The following is a 25440-nucleotide window of genomic DNA, read 5'->3' on the forward strand; positions in this document are numbered from 1 at the left end:
GCTAACCTGATGAGAGGTTTAGCGAGAGTCTCCATGAGGGCGGAAAGATGAAAATATATTCTCTAAAAACAATCATAACTTTCAGCATTTTCTTTCTTACCAGTGTTCCTACTCTGGCCCAATTAAGAATGTATAACCCTATTTCCTTACCATCTAATAACGAAATCGAAGACACTCTCTCTACTAAAGATATTCCTACTGGAGAAGGCGGCTTTGCCCGCGATTACTCAGTTTATTTAGAATCAGGAGACCAAGTGGCAATTGACTTAATTTCCGATGATTTTGATGCTATTGTCGCTTTAATCGCTAATGACGGCTCTAAAATAGCTGAAAATGACGACGGTCCTGACGGCAGCAATAATGCTTTATTGTTTACGCGGATAAACGAATCAGGTACTTATACTGTGCGTGTACGTGCTTTCGGCGAAACAGGTGGCGGTAAGTTTAGACTCAAAGTTACTCGTCTTCAACCACTGAAAAAATAAATTTTTTTTTCATTATTTGCCTAAGTTTATAGCTAAAAATCTTTCTGTGTAGTAAAGAATCAATTGATTACTTAAACCATTAAATACATCATCAAAACTATGTTCTGCCCAGGGAATTTCCATCCATATACACATATTTCCCCCTCTACGCGATCGCTCAGCAAATTCTCGACTATATTCTACTTTAACTAAATGGTCCTTTCTTGGATGTACCAACAAAGACGGAGGTGATTTTGATTCCACATAACTAATCGGTGATGCTTGTTTATAAAATTCCGGCAACTCTTCAGGATTACCACCCAAAAAATCCTCTAAAACCCTACGAATATTGATGGGGTCTGGAAATGGTAACTCCTGATACCCTCTGATTAAATCTACAGGTCCATAATAATTAACTAGAGCTTTAATTGGTATAGGTGAATCCCTCATGGCCAAAGTAGCTAAATGAGCACCCGCTGAACGCCCCATTAAACCCACAGAATTAATATCTACACCCAATTCAACAGCATGATTCTTAATATAAGTAAGTGCCCTTTGTACATCTTCAAGTTGTCTGGGAAATTTATATTCTGGTGCATGACGATAATCAATTGCCACCACTGTATAACCTTGATTAGCTAAATAATAGCTAAACTGCTCATTATTATCTGGTTTCCCTACCCGCCAAGCTCCACCATAAATCATAACTAGTGTTGGATATTGTCCAGAAGTAGAAGGTTGATAGAGATTAAGAGTTAGCTTCACATCTTCAACAACAGCAAATTCAATATTTTTAGTGATTCTTAACTGATTAATCACACTTTTTTGCGAGAAGTTACTAATTAAGCCTACTTTTGAGCGCATTTTTAGTTTAAGCGCCTCTGGTATCTTCTCCTCATAATCCTCTCCCAAATTATCTTTCATTATCTGAGCAAATTCTCGACTAGTGGAAATATATTGCAACACAGGTATTAAAGATAAACATAAAGAAAATAAAGATAAATAAGCAATTGATTTTAATTCCCCTAAAGCTAAAACTAAAGCCCCAGTGTTAACCACTAATAGAATCGGACTAATTTCTGGTGCCACTACTGTCAAAGGAAAGAGAAACATATTAGGAGATGGAAGCAAAATCCAGATACTTAACAAAAACCCACTTAAACTCAGTAAAATAGTCAATATTTCTCTAAATATAGCCATACAAACAAATAACTAAACTACGCCAAATTAGCTAAACTAATAACTGAGTTAAATATAACCCATTGAAAACACCAAAAGAGTTATATGAAGATACAAAGACGAGAATTCTTACTATTTTTTGGAGCAGCAGTAAGTGTAAATTTACTTAAATCTCCATCATCAGCTAAATCGGCTCAAAACTATCTAAAAGCAAATGCTTCCCAAAGCCCCATTAACTTTAAACCAGTTAAACTACCAATACCTTTGAATATAGAAGGTATGACCAGTGAGCAGCAGAAAGAAATATATAAACAATATGTAGTCCAAGATGACGTGATAGTACCAGAAGGATTTACCTACGACGTAATTGGAAGCTGGGGAGATCCCCTAGGAGAATCTCGCTTTGGCTACAACAACGACTATATTTCATATATTCCTACAGGTGAAAATGAAGGTCTTTTAACTATTAACTTTGAATATATTAGTAGCAAAACCTGGAGAAAGACATACCCAGAGGTCGTAAAAAAACAACTACCCTTTGAGGAAGTAGCCACAGAATTAGACAAAAAAGAAAACAAAAACATAACAGCCAGTAAACTACAAGAAGAAGATATCCTGAAAGAAAATATTCAAGCGATCGCCAAAGAAGCTTTGATAGACCTAGGAATTGGTATCATTGCTGTAGGTCGTAACCCAGACGGTAGTTGGGAAAGAATTCAATCACCAGCAGAAAGACGGATTACTGGTATTTCTGGACTAAACGGTAAACATTATTTACAAGCAACAGGACCAGGAACAAGTGTTTTTAACAAAACTGACAAACTAGGTTACGAAGATAATCTAGGAAGCAAAATAATCGGGACATTCAACAACTGTGCAGGAGGAACTACACCCTGGGGAACAGTACTCAGCGCCGAAGAAAACTTCCAAGACCAAGTTCCCGAAGCAGTAAAAGCAGACGGGTCCGCCTTAGACCCAGATGAAAAACCCTTTAAGTTAGGAGACGATGACATAGAAGGAGGAGCCAGTATTCTGGGACTAGCAGGAAATAAATACGGCTGGATGGTAGAAGTAGACCCAGCCAATCCTGAAGACTACGGGACTAAACATACCTGGTTAGGAAGATTTCGCCATGAAGCCGTAGCAATTACAGCTATACCAGGGAAAGAACTAGCAGTGTACTCAGGATGCGATCGCCGTGGAGGTCACGTATATAAATTTATTTCCCAAGAAACTGTTAAACAAGTCGAAGACAAAAATAACTCTCGTCTTTTCCAAGCAGGAATGCTCTATGGAGCAAAATTCAACTCAGATAAAACAGGTGAATGGATACCCCTCAATCCCGACACACCAGTTGACCCAGTCTTACCCTCACAAGTAGAAGGAACAATGGTGAAACTGCCCAATCCCGACCGGGAGATAGGAGGCTATCAAGAATTTACCAGTGATGCCGAAGTTATCCAATACAAAGAAAAATTTAAAACTCTAGGAGACCTCTATCAAGGCAAAAACCCAGAAGAAAAACAAGGAGCAATTCTCATCGATGCTCACTTTGCCGCTAACGCCGCAGGTATTACCTGTACAGCACGTCCCGAAGATACAGAAGTAAGCAAAGATGGGACTCTATTTATTGCTTTTACCTCTGAAAATCCTGGAGGTGATGGAGGACCACATAAATTTATGTGTCAGAATCCCGAAAACAATAACGTTCCCTACGAATATGGCTGGATCATAAGAATGAAAGAAGACCAGCAAAATCCGGCAGCGATGACCTTTACTTGGGAAGCGATCGCTATAGGAGGAGAACCAGCTTCAGGAGGTCTTGGCTTTTCTAACCCAGATAATCTGACCCTAGACAGCAAAGGTCATCTGTGGATGGTTACTGATATCTCCACTAGTGTACACAATAAGCCAGTACCCCCCTCCCGAACCATCAATGGAGAAACCATGAGTCTCAAAGATTTATGTGGACTGTTCGGTAACAATACAACATGGTGTATACCTCTAGAAGGCCCAAATGCAGGACAAGCTTATCCTTTTGCCATTGGTCCCATGGAAACAGAAACTTGTGGTCTAGCCTTTACCCCCGATGAAACTAGTCTCTTTCTAGCTATCCAACATCCAGGAGAAAACAATGGTCCCCGTGAAAACATGAACTCAGAAGACAGAGAATTTGCCATGAGGACTACCACAGGAGAAGAATTTATGCAAAAACGTACTATTCCTCTAGGTTCTAATTGGCCAAGTAAACAAGTCAATCAATCTCCACGTCCTTCGGTAGTAGTAGTAAGACGAAAAGATGGAGCAACTATAACTTAAAGGGATCAGACTGAGTTAAAGACCACAGTGTAAATTTCCTTTCTAACCTATAAGCTAGTTGTGGATTGAGAATCTCCCTCCACAACTAGCTCTAAAATTAACAAGATTATCTTGAATTTTTACTGAAAAAATTTATGCTTTTGTAAAAAAATACGCTAAAATATCTGTCATAGGTTGATCAAAAAAAATTTTTTTCTTAAAATTTAACCAGAGGATTAAATTAAAATAGCAACCTAACATTAAAGGTGTGAGGAAAAAATATGTCTAAAATATTCTGGCAGGTCCTAAAAGCGGCTCCAGCAGTGATAGGGGCATCATTACTAACAGCAAATAGCTCAATTGCAGCTCCAGAAACCGTTTCTCAAAAAAACGAAGGAGAAATGATTCAGCAAATTGAGGAATATAATAACCAAGCTGGCGAAGGAATGTCTCAAGTAACTAGCGTATCTGAATTCCGGGATGTATCTCCAGGAGACTGGGCTTATGAAGCTCTACGAAACCTAGTTGAAAGATACGGTTGTATCGAAGGATATCCAGATCGAACTTACAGAGGCTTTACTGCCCTTTCTCGTTATGAATTTGCCGCAGGATTGAGCTCCTGTTTACAGCAAATCGAACGCCTAGTAGCAGCAAGCGAAGCAGTGGCTAGAGAAGATCTCGAAAGAGCACAACTACTGATGCAAGAGTTTGAAGCAGAACTAGCAGCTATAGGTGCTCGTGTAGATAATCTAGATGGCAGAGTTGCTTTCTTAGAAGATCATCAGTTCTCAACTACAACTAAATTAAGTGGAACTGTGATTATGAACTTAGGTCAAGCATTTGGTGACCAGGTTGCTAATAGCGAATTTGGTCGCGGCGCAGATATAGATCCTGATGAGAATCTAGACAGTATTACTACATTTAGTTATCGCGTTCGTTTGAACTTCGACACTAGTTTCAACGGTAGAGACCGATTAAGAACTCGCTTAGAAGCAGGAAATATTGTTAACTTGAGAGATGCAACCGGAACTGAAACAGCTCGTTTCGGTTTTGACAGCAATAGTGAAGGTGACGTATTTATTGAGAAGTTGTGGTATAATACTCCGATTGGAGATAACTTCCGAGTTCACGTAGCAGCAGCAGGTGTATCTTTCGATGATATCGCAAGTGAGAAAAACCCCTTCTTCGCTAGTAGTGATACTGGTGCCCTTAGCCGTTTTGGACGTCGTAACCCAGCCGTATATCGTACTGGAAGTGCTGCCCTTGGTGCTAACTTTACCTTTGGTCAATTTGGAGTTGACGTAGCTTATTTAGTAGATGACGGTGGTGCAGATCCTACCTCTGGTAACGGTATATTTAACGGAGATTACCTAGCGATAGGTCAGTTTAACTGGGATCCAAATGACAGAATCGGATTAGCATTGACCTACGGCTATGGTTACAACACTCCTGATAATGTTAACTTATCTGGAAGTACAGGAAGTTTACAAGCAAAAGATCCTTTTGAGGGAGCTGGTGCAACCGCTCACCGGATTGGGGCTCAAGGAACCTTCCGTATTGCGGAAAGGTTTAATATTGCAGGTTGGTTTGGTAGTGTGATAGCTAATCCCGAAAGTGGAGATTTTGAAGGTGAAGAAGCTTGGGTTTGGAACGCAGCAGTAAACTTCTCCTTCCTAGATTTAATCCGTGAAGGTAGTCATCTTGGTGTAGTTTTCGGTATTCCTCCCAGAACTGACTATAGAACACCAGATAACACAACTTATTTTGTAGAAGCTCTCTACAGATATCCTATCACTGATAATATCAGTATTACTCCTGGTGCCTATGTGATCATCAATCCGAACCAAAATGATAGTAATGATACTATTGTTGTAGGAAGTATTCGGACCACATTCAAATTTTAGGCAAATTTTAGGATAGTTTAAGTAGATTCAGAAAATTAATCTTCCCCAGCTATTGCTGTGGGAAGGTTTAACCATATTTAGGGATGCTTCTTAACCTTTTCATAACCTTAAGGTTTTAAATTGGAAATGGAGAAGAGAAGGCGATCGCCATCAAACAAAAGAACCATAAAAAAATTAAAAATCTTGGAGGATCGCAACTCATAAACTCTTGAGCCAAGAAAAAACGAAACCCAAAAACAGTAATAGCTGCTTGGATGTTCTAAATTAGGAGAAATAGACATAAGGAGACTTAGGTAATAACCATGTTTAAATTATTAACGGAAAATAGAAAAAAACTATTTATAGCCCCAGTGCTTGCCCTATCTATCGGTCTAGCTTCCTGTGGAGGAAATGATACAACCACTACTACTGGTGGAGGTCCTACTACAGCTCCCAGTGGAGGCGGAGGTGGTACAGTCTCTTTAAATGGATCAGGTGCTAGTTTTCCTGCCCCTCTATATCAACGTTGGTTTTCTGACTACAACAAAAATGTTGACAGTAATGTACAAATTAGTTACCAATCAGTAGGAAGTGGTGCTGGAGTAGAAAACTTTATTCAAGGGATAGTAGACTTTGGCGCTAGTGACGTAGCCATGACTGATGAAGAAATGGCTAAAGTAGAAAAGGGAGTAGTTTTACTCCCCATGGCGGCAGGAGCAATTGTTTTAGCCTATAACCTAGAGGGTGTAGATAATCTCCAACTTTCCCGAGAAACATACGCCAATATTCTCCTTGGTAACATCACCAAATGGAATGATCCAGCAATTCAAAAAGATAACGAAGGTGTAGATTTACCAGACGAGAATATCACAGTTATTTATCGTTCTGATGGAAGTGGGACTACTGGAGTATTTACAAAACACTTGAGTTCCATTAGCTCTGACTGGGAAAGCTCAGTAGGAGACGGTAAATCCGTAAGTTGGCCAGTAGGTGTTGGGGCTAAAGGTAACGAGGGTGTTGCTGCTCAAATTACTCAAACCGCAGGCTCTATAGGCTATTTAGAGTTCGGTTATGCAGAGCAACTAGGAATCAATTATGCCAGCTTAGAGAATCAGTCAGGTAATTTTGTTACGCCTACGTCTGAAAGCACATCTGAAACCCTCAAAGCTGTAGAATTACCAGAAAACCTCCGCGCATTTATCACCGACCCAGAAGGAGATAATTCCTATCCTATCGTTACTTATACCTGGATTATGGCTTACCAAGAGTACGATGATCCTGCGAAAAAACAAGCATTGATAGATGTTATGACTTGGGCTTTAGAAAATGGTCAAGAAACGGCTCAAGAGTTAGGTTATATTCCTTTACCTGAGAATGTAATTGAAAAAGTCGAAGAAAAGATGGCCACAATTACAACTAACTAAATAACTAACTAAGTAGTTAGATAATTCCTTTAAGCACAGCCCACTCAATAACTGAGTGGGCTGTCTTTTTTGTAATTACTAAGGCGATCGCTTTTTTAGTCAACCTTAGATGCGAATCGCACCACCATCGAATAAGGGAATCGTCATAGTAAAATTTTCTCCATAGGTTATAGCGCTGCGCGCTATGATACTGACAGACAATGGTATACTAAGTGAGGAAAAAAATCTAATATATAGCAAGCTCGCCAATAGATGTTGACAAAAATGATGAAAAGCCCCCCTTAGTAAGGGGGGTTGGGGGGAAAAGTTAGTGATAAATGTTGTTAACACCACTGCGGTCACTGCTATAAAAGTACTGTAACAGTAATCAATCATTAATTAATTTTATAGTCATAATATAAATTGTCTTGTCAGTAAGTAAACACCTAACCAAGTTAAAAAACAGATTCTAGTTAATTGCAAAGAATCAAATACAGTCTGAATTTCAATTGTTTGTAAAGCATCACCCAATAAAGGCTTAGACACTTTTACACCCTTATAAGTATTAATACCTCCTAACTGTACTTCTAAAATTGCCGCATAAACAGACTCACTCCAACCAGAATTAGGACTAGGATCTAAATGGGCATCTCTTCGGCAAATTTCCCAAACTCGTTTCGGCTTACCAGAAATGATAGCTAATGTAACCACAGTGAGGCGACAGGGAACCCAAGTTAAGATATCTTCTAATTTGGCACTAAACCAGCCAATATAAAGATAGGGTAGACGACGATAACCAATCATAGAATCTATTGTACTAGCAGCTTTGTAAGCCATAGCTAAAGGCACAGGTCCTAAACCAGGTATAATTGACCCAACTAAAGCATAAAATAAGGGGGCTGTAACTCCATCAGTAGTGTTTTCTGCAACTGTTTCCACTACTGCCCGCAGGATATCTGGTTGGGAGAGTGTCTCAGTATCTCTGCCCACATATTGACTAAGTTGAGTGCGTGCTAAAGATAAATTGTTAGCTTGTAGAGGTTCAATTACTGCGATCGCCGCTTGATTTAAACTCCGAGTAGCAAAACAGGAAGCTAACAAAACAATCTCTACCATAATTTTCAGCCAAACATTCAATAAACCCGTTAAGTAAATCAAGAACCAGCTACACAGACCAGTTCCTACTATCACGGTTATTCCTAAAATAACTCCCCAAGCCCGCTGTTGATTGGGGGTCAATATTTCCCCGGATTTTAAATCCGGGGATTGGGAGTGACCGCATTGCGCGGTCAATTCTTGAGCTACTAACCAATTACTAAATTTAGCAATAAACCAGCCGATTACTTGCACAGGATGCAACCATTTTTGGGGATCTGCTACTAAATAATCAACAAGAGCTGCCAAGATAAAAATTAAACTATATTCACTCAACTTCCAAACTGCTTATTGTATTTTATGAACATTTTCTTCCCAATTTACTCCATCAAAAGGTTTAATGGTAAACTTATTTAAAATATTTTCATCTAAACAACGGATATTAACATTAATATTTTCTGGATGAGAACGAGACCTATAAAAAGAATGAATCCCACAAACAGAACAAAAAGTATGCTTAGCTTTATGAGTATTAAATGTATAAGTGCTCAAAGATTCTTCTCCTTGCAACAGAGTAAAATCTGCTGGAGCTACACTTAGATGTAAAAACCCTTTTTTACGGCAGATAGAGCAATTACAATCATATACTAAATACTCTCTTATTTTTACTGTGAAGCGCACAGCGCCACAATGACAACCACCGGAATAAGTAATTAACTCACTCATAAAATTTCAAGTTTTTTGATTATTTTGAATTATTTTAAATTATAAAACTACTTTCTTGTCCTTGTGAAGCCTGCCAACTTCTGGCGTCATAGTAAAGATCTGCTAAAGTTATTTTATTTAAAACTTCTTTTAATTTAGAGTTTACCTGTTTCCAGAGGCTGAATGTTACCCAATCTTCTGCACAAGCAGCCGACGGTTGATAATCAGCTAAAGGGTCAATCTTTTCCCCCACTGCCCTTAAAATTTCTGCTAAAGAAATTTGACTAGGTTGATAAGCTAATTGATATCCTCCTTGGGCTCCGCGAATTGAATTTACTAAGCCTGCTTGTCGTAAAGAAATTAAGAGTTTTTCTAAATAGGGAGCTGGTAAATCTTGACGACTAGCGATTGCTTTTACTGAGGCAGGTCCATAGTTTGACTGTAGACTAAGATCTAGTAATGCTTTGACACTATAATAACCTTTTGTTGTTAGTTTCATTTTTTTCTTTAGCTGTTTTCTATTGGTTGAGAAAACTTATCTTTTGATCTCTGCTTAGATTTATACAGAAGATGATAATAACCAAGATTTAAATTTAAGTTATTATCCTTTTTTAGTGTATAATCATTTTAAAGAAAAATAACAATCTTTGATTTGATTACATTTATACATTTAACTCTATAGTAATCAAATTAGTACACCCGAATATTGATTAAAGTTGATGACCAAAACAAACCAACCAAAACCCTTGACAGGAGCTGATTTAGTCAAAAAAGTAAAAGAACTAGGAAATCTCAGTAAAGAAGAAAAAGCTAGAGAATGTGGATACTATACTCTCACTAAAAATGGTGTAGAAAGAGTTAATATGATGAAATTTCTCAATGCTTTAATAGATGCTGAGGGAATTGAGTTAGACAGTACTTCTGAAGGACAAGGACGCGGTGGACGTTCTGCTAATTATCGGATCAGCGTACAATCTAATGGTAATCTTCTAATTGGTTCTGCTTATACCAAGAAAATGGGCTTAGAAGCAGGAGATGAATTTTTAATTACTCTCGGAAGAAAACATATTCACCTTAAGCAAATTACCGATGATGATGACGAGCATAATTTTTCTATTGATGAAGCATCTTAATCGGCAATAACTTATTTAAAAACAGAAAAAATCTTCAGGCTCTTTTCATGAAAAATAAAAAGAGCCTAAGTTTCTAGAAAGCGGTATTAAAAAAGCTCCTTCAAGGGTCACTCTCAGAGCTTTTTGTTGCTGGCAAAAGCTCCAATTTAACTAGAATCTTTGGTAATTAATAACCAAGGTTCGCTTTTATCTAAAACTTTAACCTGATTAAGCTCAAGACTTTGTCTAGTTGCTCGGTCTATTAGTAAGTAAATATGATCAAAGTTTTGCCAATATTTAGTTAACTCTTCATCGGTTGCTGATAAAATACGATGATTGCTATAGAAATTTAGAGATGGACGTTCATAATCAAAGGAAGTGTAGATTAAATCTTCAGAGGAGAGATTAGCATTGTTAACGATTGACGCCACAGGTTTAACCGGATAAGCTTCATTTAACTCCCAATTCCAAACAGGAGAACAAATAAATAATAGTAGAGACACATAGAGTCCCCAAAATAACACAGAAGTAAATTTCTTATTTTGACGCACAATTAAAACAGTAACCACAATCATGGTTAATGTTAAAGTTAAAAAGATAATTGCTAAGAAATGCCTATAGGAATCTTCAGCGAAAAAAGCAAAGTAAACAGTGGCAAAACTAGATAAAAAGGCAATAGAACTAAACAGAACTTTCCAAATAACTGAGTAATAAGAAAACAAAGGACGATTATGAATTTGATTAAGTTTAGCACCACCTGCTAAAGCTAAAGCTGGATAAATAGGCAGAATGTACCAAGGTAATTTAGTTACCATCACAGAAATAGCTACAAAATAAATGGCTGTCCATACCAAAATAAGTTTTGCCCAACCCCAGTTACGATTTTCCCAACTTATACGTAAACCCGCCACAAAGAAAAACAAGTAAGGCATAGTATATTTACATAACTCTAGTAAATAGTACCAAGGGGGACCACTATGGTTATCTTTTTCAGAATAAATACGGGCAAAAAATTGCTGTCCCAGATTTTCTTGTCCGAAGACTTGACCGTAATAGTTAAATTGCGCTCCGTACCAAAAAAATACAGGTAAGCTACCAATTAAAATACCTATCCATAAATAGGTAGAAGTGAGAAGACGAGGAGTATCCCAAATCAGAAAAACTAAAGCGATCGCCGCCAGTAGTAATCCCACCATTCCCTTAGTCAAGCAAATCATGCCAAAACCCAGACCAACAGCCAAAGCCCAACGAAGGTCACGACGAGAGCGTAAAATTGCCCAAAACATAAAGATAGAGAAGCACAGAACTGGACCATCGAGCATCGCTAGACGTCCATGACGTACTACAGGCAAAAGAGTTAAGTAAATTAAAGCGGAAAACAGCGCTGGATTGCGAGAGGGAAAAATTTCTCTCCCCATAGCATATAAAAGAGGAACAGAAGCTGCTGTTAACAAAGCGCTAGGTAAACGGGTAGTCCATTCACTAATCCCTACTATTGAATACAGAACAGCGATTAAATTGTGAATCAGAGGCGGTTTATTGAAGTAAGGTTCTCCCCAAAGTGTAGGAAAAATCCAATGATTAGATTTACTTGGTGCTTCGGCAATTTCTTTAGCAACTTGGGCAATAGTTGCTTCATCCCAGTCACGTAATGGTAAACTATCCAAATTAAGACAAAACAAAAGTAACGCCGCTAAAGACAAGCCAAAAAAGCATAATAGTTCTAGCCCTAATTCTTCTTTAAATCTTTTTCTACGAGAATAATCTCCAGTATATGTTTGACGAGTCATGGATTTATCATTTTCTCTCTACTTGCTTATTTATTCACAATTGTCTCATTTCGTGAACTATTCTATTCACTTTCGTACTAAAATTTAAATGGTCATTTTAGCTATAATTGCTACTAAATTAATAGTAATTTAATATTCTTGTAAATTGCTTAAGTATTTAGCAACTAACCTAAAGTAGAATTTACTCATAATCTCTAGTTTATTTTTTGATTTAGAGATATCTTTTAAAGACCACAGTCAACTTAATGCTATGGTTTCAAATGTTCATCTTTTTTAAATCTAACCTAAATTTGACTATTTTTACTCAAGAGCAATTTTGTAACTAAATGTAACTTATAAAAAGAAACTTAAAAAGATTGCATCACTACCAATTAGGATATTATATAGTGTCGTGGTAATTAAATCTTGACTATGCTTGTGCGGTGACTTCCCTGGTGCCCCAATTTCAAATCCGGGAAACTACTGACATCTGAAGTCAGCTTTTTCAGGTTACTAGTAAAAGTGTTAAAATAAGCGAAAAAACTTATAAAAATATAAATAGCGTTATTGGAATAATTTAAACCCAAAGACGCTTTAAAATAAAGTTATGGAAGGATCATTTGAAATAACCTTGCAAATCGTACTAACGGTAATAGCAGGGATCACAGCCCAGGTTCTCGCTGAATATTTAAAAATCCCTAGCATCGTCTTTTTGCTAATTTTAGGAATCTCTCTAGGGAGAGATGGTTTAAATATATTACACACTCATGAATTAGGAATAGGTCTAGAGGTGTTAGTAGCCCTCTCAGTAGCCATCATTCTCTTCGAGGGAGGCTTAAATTTAGAATTAAAAGACTTAGGTAGAGTATCGGGAAGCCTTCGTAATTTAGTAACTATAGGGACTTTAATCACCTTGGTGGGAGGAGGAATGGCAGCCCACTGGTTAGCAGAATTTCCTTGGGCGATCGCCTTTCTCTATGCTTCTTTAGTGGTAGTAACTGGACCTACGGTAGTTGGTCCGTTACTCAAACAGGTATCTGTAGACCGTAAAGTAGCCACTCTTTTAGAAGGTGAAGGAGTATTAATAGATCCGGTGGGAGCAATTCTTGCGGTAGTTGTATTAAATACAATTATTAACACAGATGCCGTGCCCATAGAGATTCTTACAGGGATGATGGTGCGCCTGGGGATTGGAGCAGTTATTGGTGGTAGTTGTGGCTGGTTATTAGGTTTAATCTTAAAACAGGCGAAGTTTCTCTCAGAGGATTTAAAAAACCTACTAGTTTTAGCGGGTGTTTGGGGATTATTTTGTTTAGCACAAACAATACAGAATGAGTCGGGATTAATGGCTACGGTAGTAGCGGGTATAGTAGTTAGAGCCTCATCAATTCCCGAAGAAAGACTGATTAGACGCTTCAAAGGACAATTAACAGTTTTATGTGTCTCTGTCCTATTTATTCTCTTAGCCGCCGATTTATCCATCGCCAGTATGTTTGCATTAGGTTGGGGAAGTGTTTTAACTGTAGCCACTTTGATGTTCGTGGTTAGACCAATTAGTGTTGCATTATGTACTACAGTTAGCGACATGAATTGGCGACAAAAACTATTTATTGCTTGGGTAGCACCGAGGGGTATTGTTTCGGCTTCAGTTGCTTCATTATTCGCGATACTTTTAACCAATAATGGGATCAACGGGGGAGATGCCATTAAAGCCCTAGTATTTCTGACAATTTTGATGACAGTCTTTATTCAAGGATTAACAGCAAGATGGGTGGCTAAATGGCTAGGAATTACCACCTGTGAAGCCACAGGCGCTGTAATTATTGGTTGTAATTCCTTAGGCCGTCTTCTCGGACATCTATTCATAGAACAGGGAGAATCAGTGGTCTTAATAGATACAAACCCCGAATATTGCGCCAAAGCTAGAGAAGAACATTTACCTGTGTATCAAAGTAGCGGCTTGAAACCTGAGGTCTTAGAAGAGGCGGGGATCGAATCTATGGGTACATTTTTAGCCGCTACTAGTAATGGAGAGGTGAATTTTTTACTAGCCCGTCAGGCAATTGAAGAGTTTAATCCACCTCGTGTTTTAGCAGTATTCTCAGATGACCAAGAGATTCCTGAACATAAAAAAGTTAGTGCTGCTTTCTTGTCAGAAGTGCCTTTAAAAACTTGGAATAAATACATAGAATCAGGACAATGTAAACTAGGCAAAATTACCTTGAGACAATCAGTTATGCCTCTTCAACAAGTCCATGTTGATGTTCTCAAGCGTTCCCACGAGTTTTTACCTCTCTTGGTTAAACGCAATAACAGTTTACAGGTAGTAAAAGCTTATAATCAATGGCAACCAGGAGATGAAATTATTTATCTTCTTCACGATTCTCGCTCTCAATTACTCAAACGTCTATCGGATAATAACCAATCTTCCCCTCTAAATATTGAGAAATTACCAGAAATTGAAGAAGTAGCTATGTAATACTAAATTTAGTTTATGTAGGGTAGGACTGAGACCAAAGCATCTTTACCTAATGTTACTGGTTGTGGATGAATTATGAGTTTTGAAGTAATGAGTAATGAGTAACGAGTAAGAAGTATTGAAGTCTTGAAGTACTAAGCTTTGGAGTTTTGAAGTAATGAGTTTTGAAGTAATGAGTTAAAGAATTAATGCTCAACCTTTAAAAATTGGTTGACACTAAAGGCGTATTCAGTATTTTTGTTCTCAAGCTACGATCTTAGGCGAAAAAGAAATGAACTTTTGACCGCGCTTATGCGGTCATCTATGGCCCCGGATTTAAAATCCGGGGAACGGATGACCACAATAATTTGGTACATAAGTACTGATGCGAGTGATGTGAGTTAATAGCAGTGACCGCAGTGGTGTTAACAACATTTATTACTAACTTTTCCCCCCAACCCCCCTTACTAAGGGGGGCTTTTCATCATTTTTGTCAACATCTATTGGCTCATTGCTATAAAAAGAGCGATCGCTCCGGTGGTCTAATAAGGGACACGCATATTTATTCAATGTAGTAGGGGCGCAAGGCTTGCGCCCGCGAGAGAAAACCTGCTCAAAATTGCCAGCCTTTACCAGTTAATGGTTTGGGGTCACAAATAACTTATGAAGTGGCGGAGAGCGCCTCCCAATAACTCAAGATTATTGACCAAAAAACAGCCTCTAAGGCGCTCTCCGCTTTCGCTGGCAATTTTGAGTAAGTTTATTGCGCCCCCTCCTTCGGCTTGCGCCCCCTCCTTCGGCTTGCGCCCCCTCCTTCGGCTTGCGCCCCTTAAAAATTGATTCTCGCCTGTTGGCGAATTTCAGGACTTTTTTAGGAGTGCAAGATATGAGCTGGTGGAAGATGTGAGTTAAAAAGAGCGATCGCTCCGGTGGTCTAATAAGTGACACGCATATTTATTCAATGTAGTAGGGGCGCAAGGCTTGCGCCCCCTCCTTCGGCTTGCGCCCCCTTTGGCTTGCGCCCCTGAGATCTTGCACCAGAACTTATGTACTTTCATTAGCTTAGGAAAAAACTGATTGATTGAATAATATAGCGCCTGTAGCAACCCAACACTTAACTCAGATCTTGCACCTTTGCCAAAAGTTGCTGGTGGGGGTTGAGTTTTGAAGTAATGAGTTTTGAAGTAATGAGTTAAAGAATTAATGCTCAACGCTTAAAAATTGGTATACCTTTGCAAGATATAAGGCGAAAGAGAAATGAACTTTTTCTGAGGTTAATTTAGTACATAAGTTCTGGTGCTTTGATATGAGCTTAACCTTCAAAGACAAAGAGTTAAATTGTTGGGTTTCGTTACCAAGGGCCCAACCTACTGGTTACTGAATAGACCAACAGGCGAGAATCAATTTTTAAGGGGTTAGGATCAATTCTTTTACTTCAAAACTCCTTACTCATTACTTCTTACTCATTACTCATATTCATCCCCCACCAGTAACTTTGGGTAAAGATGCAAGATCTGAGCCTGTGTCATCCGGTCTAGTTTGAATTTCTCACAACAAAACAATGCTGCAAAGAAGAAACTAATTGAGGAATTTTCAAAGGTTTGGTCAAATATTCATCCATTCCCGCCTTTAAGGCTGCTTCTTGGTCTTCTAACATGGCATTACCTGTCATCGCAATAATCCAGGGACGATTTCTATAAAGATTACAAATTTTCTGGGTAGTTTCTATGCCATCTAATTTAGGCATTTGTATATCCATCAAAATAACATCATAAGTCTGGTTTTCTAATATATTTAATACTTCTAAACCATTCTCTACAATATCTGCTTGGTAATTAATTCTTTTTAATATTTGAATAATCACCTTTTGATTAATTTTATTATCTTCAGCCACTAAAATTTTCAAAGGATAATTGATACCTGTATTGCTATAAAGGCGTAAATCAGATTTAGGAGTGTCTATTTTTTTCGACTCTAACTCTCCTTTACTAAAAATGTCCACTAGTTTTTCTTGCAGTATTAAATACTTAATTGGTTTAGGAACTATTGCTGCAAAATCTTGAATATTAAGTTTATCTATCTGTTTATTTTCTTGAGAATCAAGTAAAATTAGGGGAAATTTACGAATCTTATCTACTAAATCTGTGCAATCATCTGCTAGTATTTCACTTCCAATTAACACTGCATCATAAACTTTATCCTTTGTTAACTCTCTTAAAGCATCTCTTGTTGATTTAACGGTAGTTACGGCAATTCCCCAATTCTGTATTTCCAAAGCAGATACTTGACTAGAGAGAATATCATCATCTATGAGTAATATTTTTTTATCCTTAAGCAATAAAAGTGTTTGGGTATAAGATTCAGACTTAGCAATTTCTATAGCCTTAGCTTTAATCTCAAAGAAAAATTGAGATCCTACTCCGTATTCACTCTTAACCCAAATATCTCCTCCCATCATTTTAGATAATTTTTGACTAATTACTAATCCTAAACCTGTACCACCAAACTCACGAGTTATAGAATTATCTGCTTGACTAAAAGGCTGAAATAGTTTGTTTATTTTGTCAGTTGGTATACCTATACCCGTATCTTGTACCATAAATTCTAATTTATACTGGTTATCTTTTGTTTTATGCTTAACAGTAGTTTTGATAATTATTGAACCTATTTTCGTAAATTTGACAGCGTTACTCAGCAGATTTAGTAAAATTTGATAAAGGCGATTACTGTCTACCAAAATAATCTCGGGAACTTGTTTCTCACAATAATAAGCTATGTTTATTTTCTTTTTTCTGGCATCGGGAGTAATTACCTCTATGGCAGTTTCTATTAAATTACGGAGGTTTGTGGATTCTGATTGAATGGTTAGTTTTCCCTTTTCGATTTTTGAGAAATCCAATAGATCATTGATTATTTGTAAAAGATTATTTCCAGACCGTCTAATTGTTTCTAACCAATCTTGCTGAATAGGAGTTAAAGATGTGTCTAATACTAACTCGGTCATATTAATTATGCTATTCATGGGAGTACGGATTTCATGAGAAATCATGGCTACAAATTCGCTTTTTGCCTTGTTAGCAACCTCTGCCGCTTTTTTAGCTTGGATTAACTCTGCTTCTGCTTTTTTACTGGCGGTGATATCAGTAATTGTTCCCACCATTCTATATCCACTTTCTATACATTTTCCCCTAGCCGCTACCCATATATAATGTCCTTGGCGATGTTTTAGTCTATAGGTATCAGTGTAAATTTCACTCTTTCCCATTAGATGATCGTTAATCATCTTGACCGCTGATTTTATATCATCAGGATGTACTAATTTTGACCAACTATAAATCTCATTGGGCAAATCATCATTTTCATAACCAATTATTTTCAAAAAAGCCGGAGAATAATACACTTCATTCGTACAATTATTCCAATCCCAGAGACCATTTTTAGTTTCAGATACTGCTATATCATATCTGTCTTTACTCTCTCTCAATTCTGTTTCTATTATTTGACGATGCTTAATTTCTGAAGCTAAATGTTCATTTGCTTCCGTTAATTCTTTGGTTCTGATTAATACTCTCTTCTCTAAATTATTTTTAGCTTCATTAATTTCTGTAAATTGCTGAATTAATTTGTTAACCATTGTGTGAAAATTTTTATCTAATATTTTAATTTCTTTTATATTAGATTTCAATTTTTTTAGTTTTCTTTTTCCTGTTAGTAGTTTTTTCTGATAAACTACTGTGGTAAGATTACTTAATTTGCTAAGAGGTAAGGCTATATTTTTACTTAAGAAATCAGAAATGTATATAAAGATAATTATAATTATAAATACTAATAATAAACTTTGAAAATATATTTTTTCTAAAAATTCAATTTGCTGATTGATGGTAATTTTGGTAATTAACTTCCAAGATAAATTAAAATCGAGGGGAATTTCTTTGACATAATAGGATTTTTGCCAACGTACCATGATGGGAGTACCAGGAGACTCAGGTAACCATTGCCAAACACTGTTTTCTCTATTAATTATTTCTCCTTGACTATAAACATCGTAATTCTCAAAGGTATCAAGATTATCATCACTACTAGTAATTACTTTTTGATTTGAGTCTATAATAGTTGTGAAAACTACTTCAGAATTAGAAACAAAAGATAATAAAATTGTTTGGAGTTTATCTAGGTTGATACTTGCATAAACTAATCCCTGAAATTGATTATTATTAAATATAGGTAGTATAAAACTGATATGGGGAATCTTTTGCACAGAATCTTCATAAATCGAGGTAATTTTTAATTCTCTGTTTTTACTAATTTTCTCTATTTGCAGTTTTTCTGAAAGGTCGCGACCAACATAAAAATCATTCTGTTCCCTCAGGGAAGAAGAAGCAATAATTATACCATTTTTATCTGTGATATAAATTGTATTAAATTCGGAAGAGGTATCTTGATAGAGATTTAAGTAATTTTGCAAAGATTCAGGATCTTGTTTTAGATAAATAGAAGCTTTTTGAGATATAAGTAAGAAATTGTTTTGACACTGTTCATACCAATTATTCAAAGAATCAGCGGTAATTGTACTAGTCTGATTGAGTTCTTTGATAATACTAGAGGTAATAATATTGAGAGTTTGATTCGCTTGAAAAATAGTTATAATTAAACTAGAAAAAACAATAAAACTAATTAAGATATTAAAAACAGCTTCTCTAAAAGAGATGTATTGTTGACGGGAAGATTTAGATAAAATAGGTACATAGTTAATGATTAAAGTAGCTACTACAGCATTAAAAATACCATTAACCGACTGTTTCATCATAATTAGTCCAGTGGATAAAAGAGGTACATGTAAAACTAAACCATAGAAAAAAGCAACTAACCAGATTCCTAGAAATAACCAATAACAACTGACTAACCAAATTAAGCTATTACTACTACGACGCAACCAATAACCGACAAAAATGGCCTCCAAAACTAAAATTAAACAAGCATAGGGATGTTCCCAAAGAAAATAAGTGTAACTACCTCCACAAAAACTGGCGATCGCCCCCCAGAAAATTCCATAGTAATAAACAATAATTAATACAAATATACTGCCAAATAAAAAATCAACTCCAAAAAAAAGCGATATATTAAAATAATTACCTGCCCAACTAGCAAGTAATAATACTATAAAAATTAATATACTTTTAAGTTTATTTGTTATCATTATCAACTTCTGACTCTAGTTAAGCAGAAAAAATAATCAGTAATATAGCAGTACAAAAAATGGTATTTGACATATATACTTGACTAAAAGGGAACAACGGAACAGAAGAATGTCCTAATATTAATGCGTAGCGCTATATCATGAACTTTATCGGATTATAACACACAACACTAACACAACATTAAACTCAGATCTTACATCTTTACCCAAAGTTACTGGTGGAGGTTGAGTAATGAGTAAGGAGTAATGAGTAATGAGTTTTGAAGTCTTGAAGTCTTGAAGTAAGAAGTTATGAGTTATAGCATTTCAAAGGACTCATGAGGTTGTACCTAACTCGGAACCTCCTGCCTCAAAAGGATAACCTTTGTACCTCACCAGCCTTAAAAAGGCTATATGAGTGTTGACCGAGTGCAAAATCTTCGGCGAAAGAGAAATGAACTTTTTCTGAGGTTAATTTAGTACATGAGTACTGGTGCAAGATATGAGTTAAAAAAGCAATCAGCGATTCATAAAAGAAATTCTGATTGCTTAAAACTCTGATGAAGAATTAATATATCTATTGGACTAAAGTCCAACTACGAACCTAGTTTTTAACTGAGGTTACTCAATTATTTTTACCAAGTAGTGGGCATTTTGGGTAATCCTTCTAAACGATTGTTGCGACGTAGAGGACGAGTCACTAACTCTAAAATATCGCGTGCATTCGTAAATCCGTGAATTTGAGCAAAAGTAAACTCCACAGACCATTTAGTGCTAATATTACGGGCCTCTAGAGGATTTGCATGGGCCATTCCTGTAATTACTAAATCAGGCTGTATATCTTTGATTCTTTGCACTTGGTCATAATTATCAGGTTTTTCCACAATTTTCGGGAGAGGAACCCCCATTTCCTCACAAGTTTTCACCAAGAAATCTAATTCAGCTTTTTGATAACGTTTATCCATGTAGGGAATACCAATCTCTGGACAAGTCATGCCGCAGCGTATTAAGAAACGGGCCAAAGAAATCTCTAACAAGTTATCACCCATAAAAAATACTGATTTACCCCGCACTAATTTAAGATACTCTTCCAAATTTTCCCAAATAGATGCTTCTCTTTCTGCTAATCCTTGAGGTTCAATCCCAAACACAGAACAGATTTTTTCTAGCCAAGCGCGAGTTCCATCAGGTCCAATGGGAAATGGGGCCCCAATCAGTCTACATTTACGACGACGCATCAAAGTAGTAGCCGTACGACTCAAAAAGGGATTAACTCCACACACATAGTTACCTTCTTCAATTACGGGTAACTCAGTATAACGTTTAGCTGGTAGCCAACCGGAAACTTGAACCCCTTGTTTCTTTAGTTCTAGAGTTAAATTAGTCACCACGGGATCTGGCAAAGAACCAAATAACACCAACGGTGGATGATCTACATATTCTGACTCTTTAGTATCTTGTTCTGCTTTGCGTCCAAAGTTAAGTAGTTTTTGCATGGCATTGCGTTCTTGTTTCTCCGTTTCTGGCGCTTCCTTGGGACATTTGTGGGCCATTGCCGCTAAAACTGTATCTTCTCCTTGGGTAAAGGCATAGTCTAAACCATTAGCACGAGCTACTACAATAGGAATACCTATCTCTGCTTCTAACTGTGGCGCTAACCCTTCTAAATCCATTTTGATAATTTCTGTAGTGCAAGTGCCAATCCAGACAATTACACTGGGGTTGCGATCGCGCTTAATTTGTGTGCATAGACGTTTTAATTCTTCATAATCATTCAGTTGTGCGGAGATATCCCCTTCTTCTAACTCAGCCATAGCGTAACGAGGTTCAGCAAATATCATTACCCCCATAGCATTCTGTAAGAAATAGCCACAGGTTTTAGTTCCAATTACCAAAAAGAAGCTATCTTCAATTTTTTGATATAACCAAGCTACACAGCTAATGGGACAAAAGGTATGATAATTTCCAGTTTCACAGTCAAAGTTTAAAGCATTTGGTTCTTGAGCGATAGTCATATTTTTTTCTCTTACTTGTTATCTTACAATTTATTTCAATTAACTCATATCTTGCACGCAAGTACAAAAGTACAGAAATTGGCCAACAGGCGAAAATCAATTTTTAAGCGCGATCGCATTAATTCTTTAACTCATTACTCATTACTTCAAAACTCATTACTCAACAACAACCAGTAACATTAGGTAAAGATGCAAGATCTGAGATTAACTCAGTCCACGCTTATTTTGTTTGAACGCAGACTAGTAGCGGTGATGGTCAAATGAATTGGGAATTATCCATGTCTTAAGTAATGCGGGTGTTGCTGCCATCTGAGTATGATATTTTTTGGGGAGCGATCGCCAATCACCTTTATATTTTTGTTTTCACACCTTAAGACCTATCCTTTATAAACATCTTTCTTAACATAAAACTTGACAAAAACCGTAACTTGTGGGTTAGTGCTTTTTCAGATTTTGTTTAAGAAAATAATGTATAAAAAAATACATTATTTAGGAAATTAAGTAATTTTACTTAAAAGGGTTCTCCCTGCTCCCTGCTCCGGTGCTCCCTGCTCCCTGCTATACAAGGGTTTGGTGAGTTCCTTATAAAGCATAGCCTTAAGACAGGGGTTTCTCTGCTTTAAACCATCATCAGATCTAATTCTGTATCTTGAGTTTGAGGAGTCACTGGATTCAGATAAAAATCTGATAGTAAAGTGAATAATTCGCGATCTTGAGCATCATTTGGTACTACTCCTTCTGGTAAAGCCAAGATTTGATCAGCGATATTGAGATAGTAGTCACAAACATAAGCTAAACTTGGATCTGTTTCGGCCATTTCAAATAGTGTTTTACCCTTAACCCGAGAAATACGAATATCTTCAATCAAAGGCAATATTTCCAATACAGGCATTGGTACAGCTTCTACATATTTATCAATCAAGTCTCTTTTCGCTGTACGATTACCAATTAAACCTGCTAAACGTAAACGGTGAGTACGCGCTTTTTCTCGAATGGATGCAGCAATACGATTAGCCGCAAACAAGGCATCAAAACCGTTATCAGTGACAATTAATCCATAGTCAGAGTAGTTGAGGGGTGCCGCAAATCCTCCACAAACTACGTCGCCAAGTACGTCGAATAGAATCACGTCATATTCATCAAAGGCATTTAGTTCTTTGAGTAGTTTTACTGTTTCTCCTACTACATACCCTCCACATCCTGCTCCCGCTGGAGGACCACCTGCTTCTACACAATCTACTCCTCCGTAGCCTTTGTAAATAACTTCTTCTGGCCAAATATCTTCGTAGTGAAAATTCTTTTCTTGTAGAGTGTCGATAATGGTGGGAATTAGAAAACCTGTCAAAGTGAAGGTACTATCATGTTTGGGATCGCAACCTATCTGTAAAACTTTTTTCCCTCTTTTCGCCAGAGCAACTGAAATATTACAACTAGTTGTAGATTTACCAATACCGCCTTTTCCATAAACTGAGATTTTCACGCTTTTATTTCTCCTATATTTATTTTTTTCTATTCGCTTCTGTTTGCATTATTGTCTAAATTCTCTCTCAATGAAAAGGGGGTCTCAATTACAGGTTAACCCTCTATCTCGCTTATTTAGATTTATAAACTAGGAATTTGAAGAATATATAGATCTAAAATCACCTCAAGCTTAAATAAAGCTGTATAAACTAGTTTTATTCTTTATTTACCGTAAATAAAGACAATAAACAAAAAAACTCAAATATTAAATTCATTACCTAGATATAGGGTTTTTCAGTCTAGGTGAGGTACAGAGGTTATCCTTTTGAGGCAGGAGGCAGGAGGCAGGAGGCAGGAGTTAGGTACAACCTCATGAGTCCGAAAAATGCTATAAACTCTCCAGATATTTAGTATAAGAGCTAAGAATCATCCCGGTGGCTTGATCTGGTGGGGTTAAGATCCTTTGAGGGTGGTCTAGAGATATAATTAGTAAAGAGAATATTCTCAAAGTGGACTCTCTAATCCTCGGCTTGATTTAGAAAACTAGACCAGGTAACAGATTCTGGATTTGATCGGATTGTAAATTATTATCAATTTTTAGGAATAACTTACTGATGAATCTCTCAAGGCGTTATTTAATTCAGATTCTCGGTTATATTTTAATTATTTTGCTACCTCTGACTTTAGTTATTTATTTACTGAGAGGCATAGGGGTTTTTGGAGGAATCTCTGGAGGAGTGATTTTATTTCTCTTACTCTTTTCCTGGCTGTGTGCGATCGCCTATGGATTAGAAAAGACACAGTAACTCAGATTTTGCATCTTGACCCAAAGTTACTGATTGTGGTTGAGTCTTGAAGTCTTGAAGTCTTGAAGTAATGAGTTTTGAAGTAAGAAGCAATGAGTTTTGAAGTAAGATTTTACTTAAAATTTCTCCCCTGCTCCCTGCTCAGAAGCTCCCTGCTCCCGTGCTCCGGTGCTCCCTGCTCCCTGCTCCCCCTCTCCCTCATCAGTAAATTTTGGCAAAGGTGGAAGATGTTGGGTTTCGTTCCTCAACCCAACCTACAGGCTACCTTCTTACTTCAAAACTCATTACTCATTACTCATTACTCATGTTTGGTGCGTTACGGGCTTCGCCCTAACACACCCTACTCATACTACTAACATAGAACTTTAAAACTAAACCACTACAACTACTAATATAATGTTGGGTTTCGTGACAAGGGCCCAACCTACAGGCTACCTTCTTACTCATTACTTCAAAACTCATTACTCATTACTCATTATGGGTGGAAGATGTTGGGTTTCGTTACCTCAACCCAACCTACAGGTTACTGCTCCCCTGCTCCCCCTGCTCCCTGCTCAGAAGCTCCCTGCTCAGAAGCTCCCTGCTCCGAAAGCTCCCTGCTCCGAAAGCTCCCTGCTCCCTGCATCCTGCTCCCTAGCTGGATGAATGTATAATTTATAACAATATTTTTTGATGTTTTGAGTTATGATAGCGTGTCAAAAATTTATCAAAGCATTGGCTATGCTAAAAGTAGGTAGTATAATTCGTATTTTTTATCCTGACTATGCCTCCGGCCAATATGGTGTAATCTTAGCCAGAGAAAATGCTCAAAGATGGTTAGTCGGTTTATGGGATTACTCTAAACAAATACAGTTAGACATAATTTTGTCTTTATCAGAATCGGACTTCGAGTTACTATAAACTTAACTTATTCATAATTTTATAACTATATTTCTAAATTAATGGAAACATTGTCTCTTTTACAAAAGGCAGGTAAATTATTTATAGATAATAGTCCTGAAAAACCGGATCCAGAACAAGTAGTTGAATCTTTACTAACTTTAGAAACTAATACAAGAAAAAATAAACAACAGTACTCCTTATCACAATTATGGGGCAGTTGGCGTCTCTGTTTTATCACTGGCACCAAAAAAACTAGAGAAAAAGCAGGAATAGTCTTAGGATCTGGGAAATATGTACCTAAGTTCATCAAAATTTCTCTCTCTTATCTACCTAAATCTTTATTAGGAGTTGAGGGAGTAGAAAATTGCGTACAATTGGGATTACTTAAATTAAAATTATCAGGTCCAATTAAATTTCTAGAACCTAAAAATATTCTAGTTTTCGATTTTACTAGATTGACTATTTCTATCCTAAATAAACAGATATACTCAGGATATATAAGAAATGGTCAAGTAAAAGAAGCAGAATTTCTCAATCAAAGTGTAGCCAAACAACCGTTTTTTGTCTATTTTCTAGTTACCGATACTTTACTAGCCGCTAGAGGTAGAGAAGGGGGGTTAGCTTTGTGGGTAAAAGCTGACCCTTTCTAGCAGGGGAACTTTCGGAGAGGGGGAGCTCCGGGAGCAGGGAGCAGGGAGCAGGGAGCAGGGAGCAGGGAGCAGGGAGCAGGGAGC

General features: G+C 37.1%; 17 protein-coding genes. 9 read left to right on the forward strand and 8 right to left on the reverse strand.

Annotated elements, in window-relative coordinates; genetic code table 11:
• Window positions 1–47: 47 nt before the first annotated feature.
• Entirely contained in the window at window positions 48–485 is a 438-nt protein-coding gene (locus tag MW688_RS05605; protein WP_486734948.1) for a PPC domain-containing protein, read from the forward strand.
• Window positions 486–497: 12 nt separating this feature from the next.
• On the opposite strand, the gene MW688_RS05610 is transcribed toward MW688_RS05605, so the two are convergent.
• Window positions 498–1664 carry an alpha/beta hydrolase fold domain-containing protein gene (locus MW688_RS05610; protein WP_486734949.1) on the reverse strand — a complete coding sequence of 389 codons (1167 nt, stop codon included), beginning with the start codon at window positions 1662–1664 and terminating at the stop codon, window positions 498–500.
• 84 nt (window positions 1665–1748) lie between these two features.
• Between MW688_RS05610 and MW688_RS05615 the strand changes: the two genes are divergently transcribed.
• The 3 genes from MW688_RS05615 to pstS all read left to right on the forward strand — a co-directional run bounded on the left by MW688_RS05615 (window position 1749) and on the right by pstS (window position 7248).
• Complete coding sequence (locus MW688_RS05615; RefSeq protein ID WP_486734950.1) at window positions 1749–3962, forward strand: PhoX family protein; 2214 nt, start codon at window positions 1749–1751, stop codon at window positions 3960–3962.
• Between the two features lie 260 nt (window positions 3963–4222).
• Window positions 4223–5845 carry an iron uptake porin gene (locus MW688_RS05620; RefSeq protein ID WP_486734951.1) on the forward strand — a complete coding sequence of 541 codons (1623 nt, stop codon included), beginning with the start codon at window positions 4223–4225 and terminating at the stop codon, window positions 5843–5845.
• Window positions 5846–6147: 302 nt separating this feature from the next.
• On the forward strand, window positions 6148–7248 hold the full coding sequence (gene pstS / locus MW688_RS05625; protein WP_486734952.1) for a phosphate ABC transporter substrate-binding protein PstS: 1101 nt from the start codon (window positions 6148–6150) through the stop codon (window positions 7246–7248).
• Window positions 7249–7638: 390 nt separating this feature from the next.
• Here the strand turns inward: pstS and cbiB are convergent, their stop codons facing one another.
• From cbiB to MW688_RS05640, 3 genes are read right to left on the reverse strand one after another with little or no spacing between them, the layout of a single operon-like run.
• Window positions 7639–8658 (reverse strand): adenosylcobinamide-phosphate synthase CbiB, encoded by a 1020-nt coding sequence (gene cbiB / locus MW688_RS05630; RefSeq protein ID WP_486734953.1) that lies wholly within the window; start codon window positions 8656–8658, stop codon window positions 7639–7641.
• Between the two features lie 12 nt (window positions 8659–8670).
• On the reverse strand, window positions 8671–9048 hold the full coding sequence (locus tag MW688_RS05635) for a GFA family protein (RefSeq protein WP_486734954.1): 378 nt from the start codon (window positions 9046–9048) through the stop codon (window positions 8671–8673).
• A 34-nt stretch (window positions 9049–9082) separates the two neighbouring features.
• The gene (locus tag MW688_RS05640) at window positions 9083–9526 is read right to left on the reverse strand and encodes an Rrf2 family transcriptional regulator (RefSeq protein ID WP_486734955.1); all 444 of its coding nucleotides are present in this window, start codon (window positions 9524–9526) and stop codon (window positions 9083–9085) included.
• Window positions 9527–9746: 220 nt separating this feature from the next.
• Here MW688_RS05640 and MW688_RS05645 point away from each other — a divergent pair, with 220 nt between their 5' ends.
• Window positions 9747–10160, forward strand: coding sequence for an AbrB family transcriptional regulator (locus MW688_RS05645; RefSeq protein ID WP_486734956.1), 414 nt, complete (start codon window positions 9747–9749; stop codon window positions 10158–10160).
• Window positions 10161–10306: 146 nt separating this feature from the next.
• Here MW688_RS05645 and MW688_RS05650 read toward each other — a convergent pair whose 3' ends face one another.
• Window positions 10307–11929 (reverse strand): ArnT family glycosyltransferase, encoded by a 1623-nt coding sequence (locus MW688_RS05650; RefSeq protein WP_486734957.1) that lies wholly within the window; start codon window positions 11927–11929, stop codon window positions 10307–10309.
• Window positions 11930–12515: 586 nt separating this feature from the next.
• Here MW688_RS05650 and MW688_RS05655 point away from each other — a divergent pair.
• Window positions 12516–14387: a cation:proton antiporter gene (locus MW688_RS05655; protein ID WP_486734958.1), complete on the forward strand. Its 1872-nt coding sequence runs from the start codon at window positions 12516–12518 to the stop codon at window positions 14385–14387.
• Between the two features lie 1513 nt (window positions 14388–15900).
• Here the strand turns inward: MW688_RS05655 and MW688_RS05660 are convergent.
• From MW688_RS05660 to bchL, 3 genes are all read right to left on the reverse strand, one after another.
• Window positions 15901–19563 carry a response regulator gene (locus MW688_RS05660; protein WP_486734959.1) on the reverse strand — a complete coding sequence of 1221 codons (3663 nt, stop codon included), beginning with the start codon at window positions 19561–19563 and terminating at the stop codon, window positions 15901–15903.
• Window positions 19564–20177: 614 nt separating this feature from the next.
• A complete protein-coding gene (locus MW688_RS05665; RefSeq protein WP_486734960.1) occupies window positions 20178–21557 on the reverse strand; it encodes a ferredoxin:protochlorophyllide reductase (ATP-dependent) subunit N in 1380 nt (459 codons plus the stop codon).
• Between the two features lie 619 nt (window positions 21558–22176).
• On the reverse strand, window positions 22177–23037 hold the full coding sequence (gene bchL, locus MW688_RS05670) for a ferredoxin:protochlorophyllide reductase (ATP-dependent) iron-sulfur ATP-binding protein (protein WP_486734961.1): 861 nt from the start codon (window positions 23035–23037) through the stop codon (window positions 22177–22179).
• A gap of 595 nt (window positions 23038–23632) precedes the next feature.
• On the opposite strand from bchL, the gene MW688_RS05675 reads away from it, so the two are divergent.
• The 3 genes from MW688_RS05675 (at window position 23633) to MW688_RS05685 (ending at window position 25356) form a co-directional block, all read left to right on the forward strand.
• On the forward strand, window positions 23633–23824 hold the full coding sequence (locus MW688_RS05675) for a hypothetical protein (protein WP_486734962.1): 192 nt from the start codon (window positions 23633–23635) through the stop codon (window positions 23822–23824).
• A gap of 684 nt (window positions 23825–24508) precedes the next feature.
• Complete coding sequence (locus MW688_RS05680) at window positions 24509–24724, forward strand: hypothetical protein (RefSeq protein WP_486734963.1); 216 nt, start codon at window positions 24509–24511, stop codon at window positions 24722–24724.
• A gap of 41 nt (window positions 24725–24765) precedes the next feature.
• Window positions 24766–25356 (forward strand): hypothetical protein, encoded by a 591-nt coding sequence (locus MW688_RS05685; protein WP_486734964.1) that lies wholly within the window; start codon window positions 24766–24768, stop codon window positions 25354–25356.
• Window positions 25357–25440: the final 84 nt, after the last annotated feature.

The organism is Johannesbaptistia floridana, from assembly GCF_057440575.1.

Excerpts from the sequence above, each read along its gene's own strand:
- MW688_RS05680 (WP_486734963.1), top strand. The coding sequence starts at position 24,509 with ATGATAGCGTGTCAAAAATTTATCAAAGCATTGGCTATGCTAAAAGTA.
- MW688_RS05675 (WP_486734962.1), top strand. The coding sequence starts at position 23,633 with ATGAATCTCTCAAGGCGTTATTTAATTCAGATTCTCGGTTATATTTTA.
- MW688_RS05645 (WP_486734956.1), top strand. The coding sequence starts at position 9,747 with ATGACCAAAACAAACCAACCAAAACCCTTGACAGGAGCTGATTTAGTC.
- MW688_RS05615 (WP_486734950.1), top strand. The coding sequence starts at position 1,749 with ATGAAGATACAAAGACGAGAATTCTTACTATTTTTTGGAGCAGCAGTA.
- MW688_RS05660 (WP_486734959.1), bottom strand. The coding sequence starts at position 19,563 with ATGATAACAAATAAACTTAAAAGTATATTAATTTTTATAGTATTATTA.
- MW688_RS05620 (WP_486734951.1), top strand. The coding sequence starts at position 4,223 with ATGTCTAAAATATTCTGGCAGGTCCTAAAAGCGGCTCCAGCAGTGATA.
- MW688_RS05650 (WP_486734957.1), bottom strand. The coding sequence starts at position 11,929 with ATGACTCGTCAAACATATACTGGAGATTATTCTCGTAGAAAAAGATTT.
- MW688_RS05640 (WP_486734955.1), bottom strand. The coding sequence starts at position 9,526 with ATGAAACTAACAACAAAAGGTTATTATAGTGTCAAAGCATTACTAGAT.
- MW688_RS05605 (WP_486734948.1), top strand. The coding sequence starts at position 48 with ATGAAAATATATTCTCTAAAAACAATCATAACTTTCAGCATTTTCTTT.
- MW688_RS05635 (WP_486734954.1), bottom strand. The coding sequence starts at position 9,048 with ATGAGTGAGTTAATTACTTATTCCGGTGGTTGTCATTGTGGCGCTGTG.
- MW688_RS05685 (WP_486734964.1), top strand. The coding sequence starts at position 24,766 with ATGGAAACATTGTCTCTTTTACAAAAGGCAGGTAAATTATTTATAGAT.
- pstS (WP_486734952.1), top strand. The coding sequence starts at position 6,148 with ATGTTTAAATTATTAACGGAAAATAGAAAAAAACTATTTATAGCCCCA.
- MW688_RS05655 (WP_486734958.1), top strand. The coding sequence starts at position 12,516 with ATGGAAGGATCATTTGAAATAACCTTGCAAATCGTACTAACGGTAATA.
- MW688_RS05665 (WP_486734960.1), bottom strand. The coding sequence starts at position 21,557 with ATGACTATCGCTCAAGAACCAAATGCTTTAAACTTTGACTGTGAAACT.
- MW688_RS05610 (WP_486734949.1), bottom strand. The coding sequence starts at position 1,664 with ATGGCTATATTTAGAGAAATATTGACTATTTTACTGAGTTTAAGTGGG.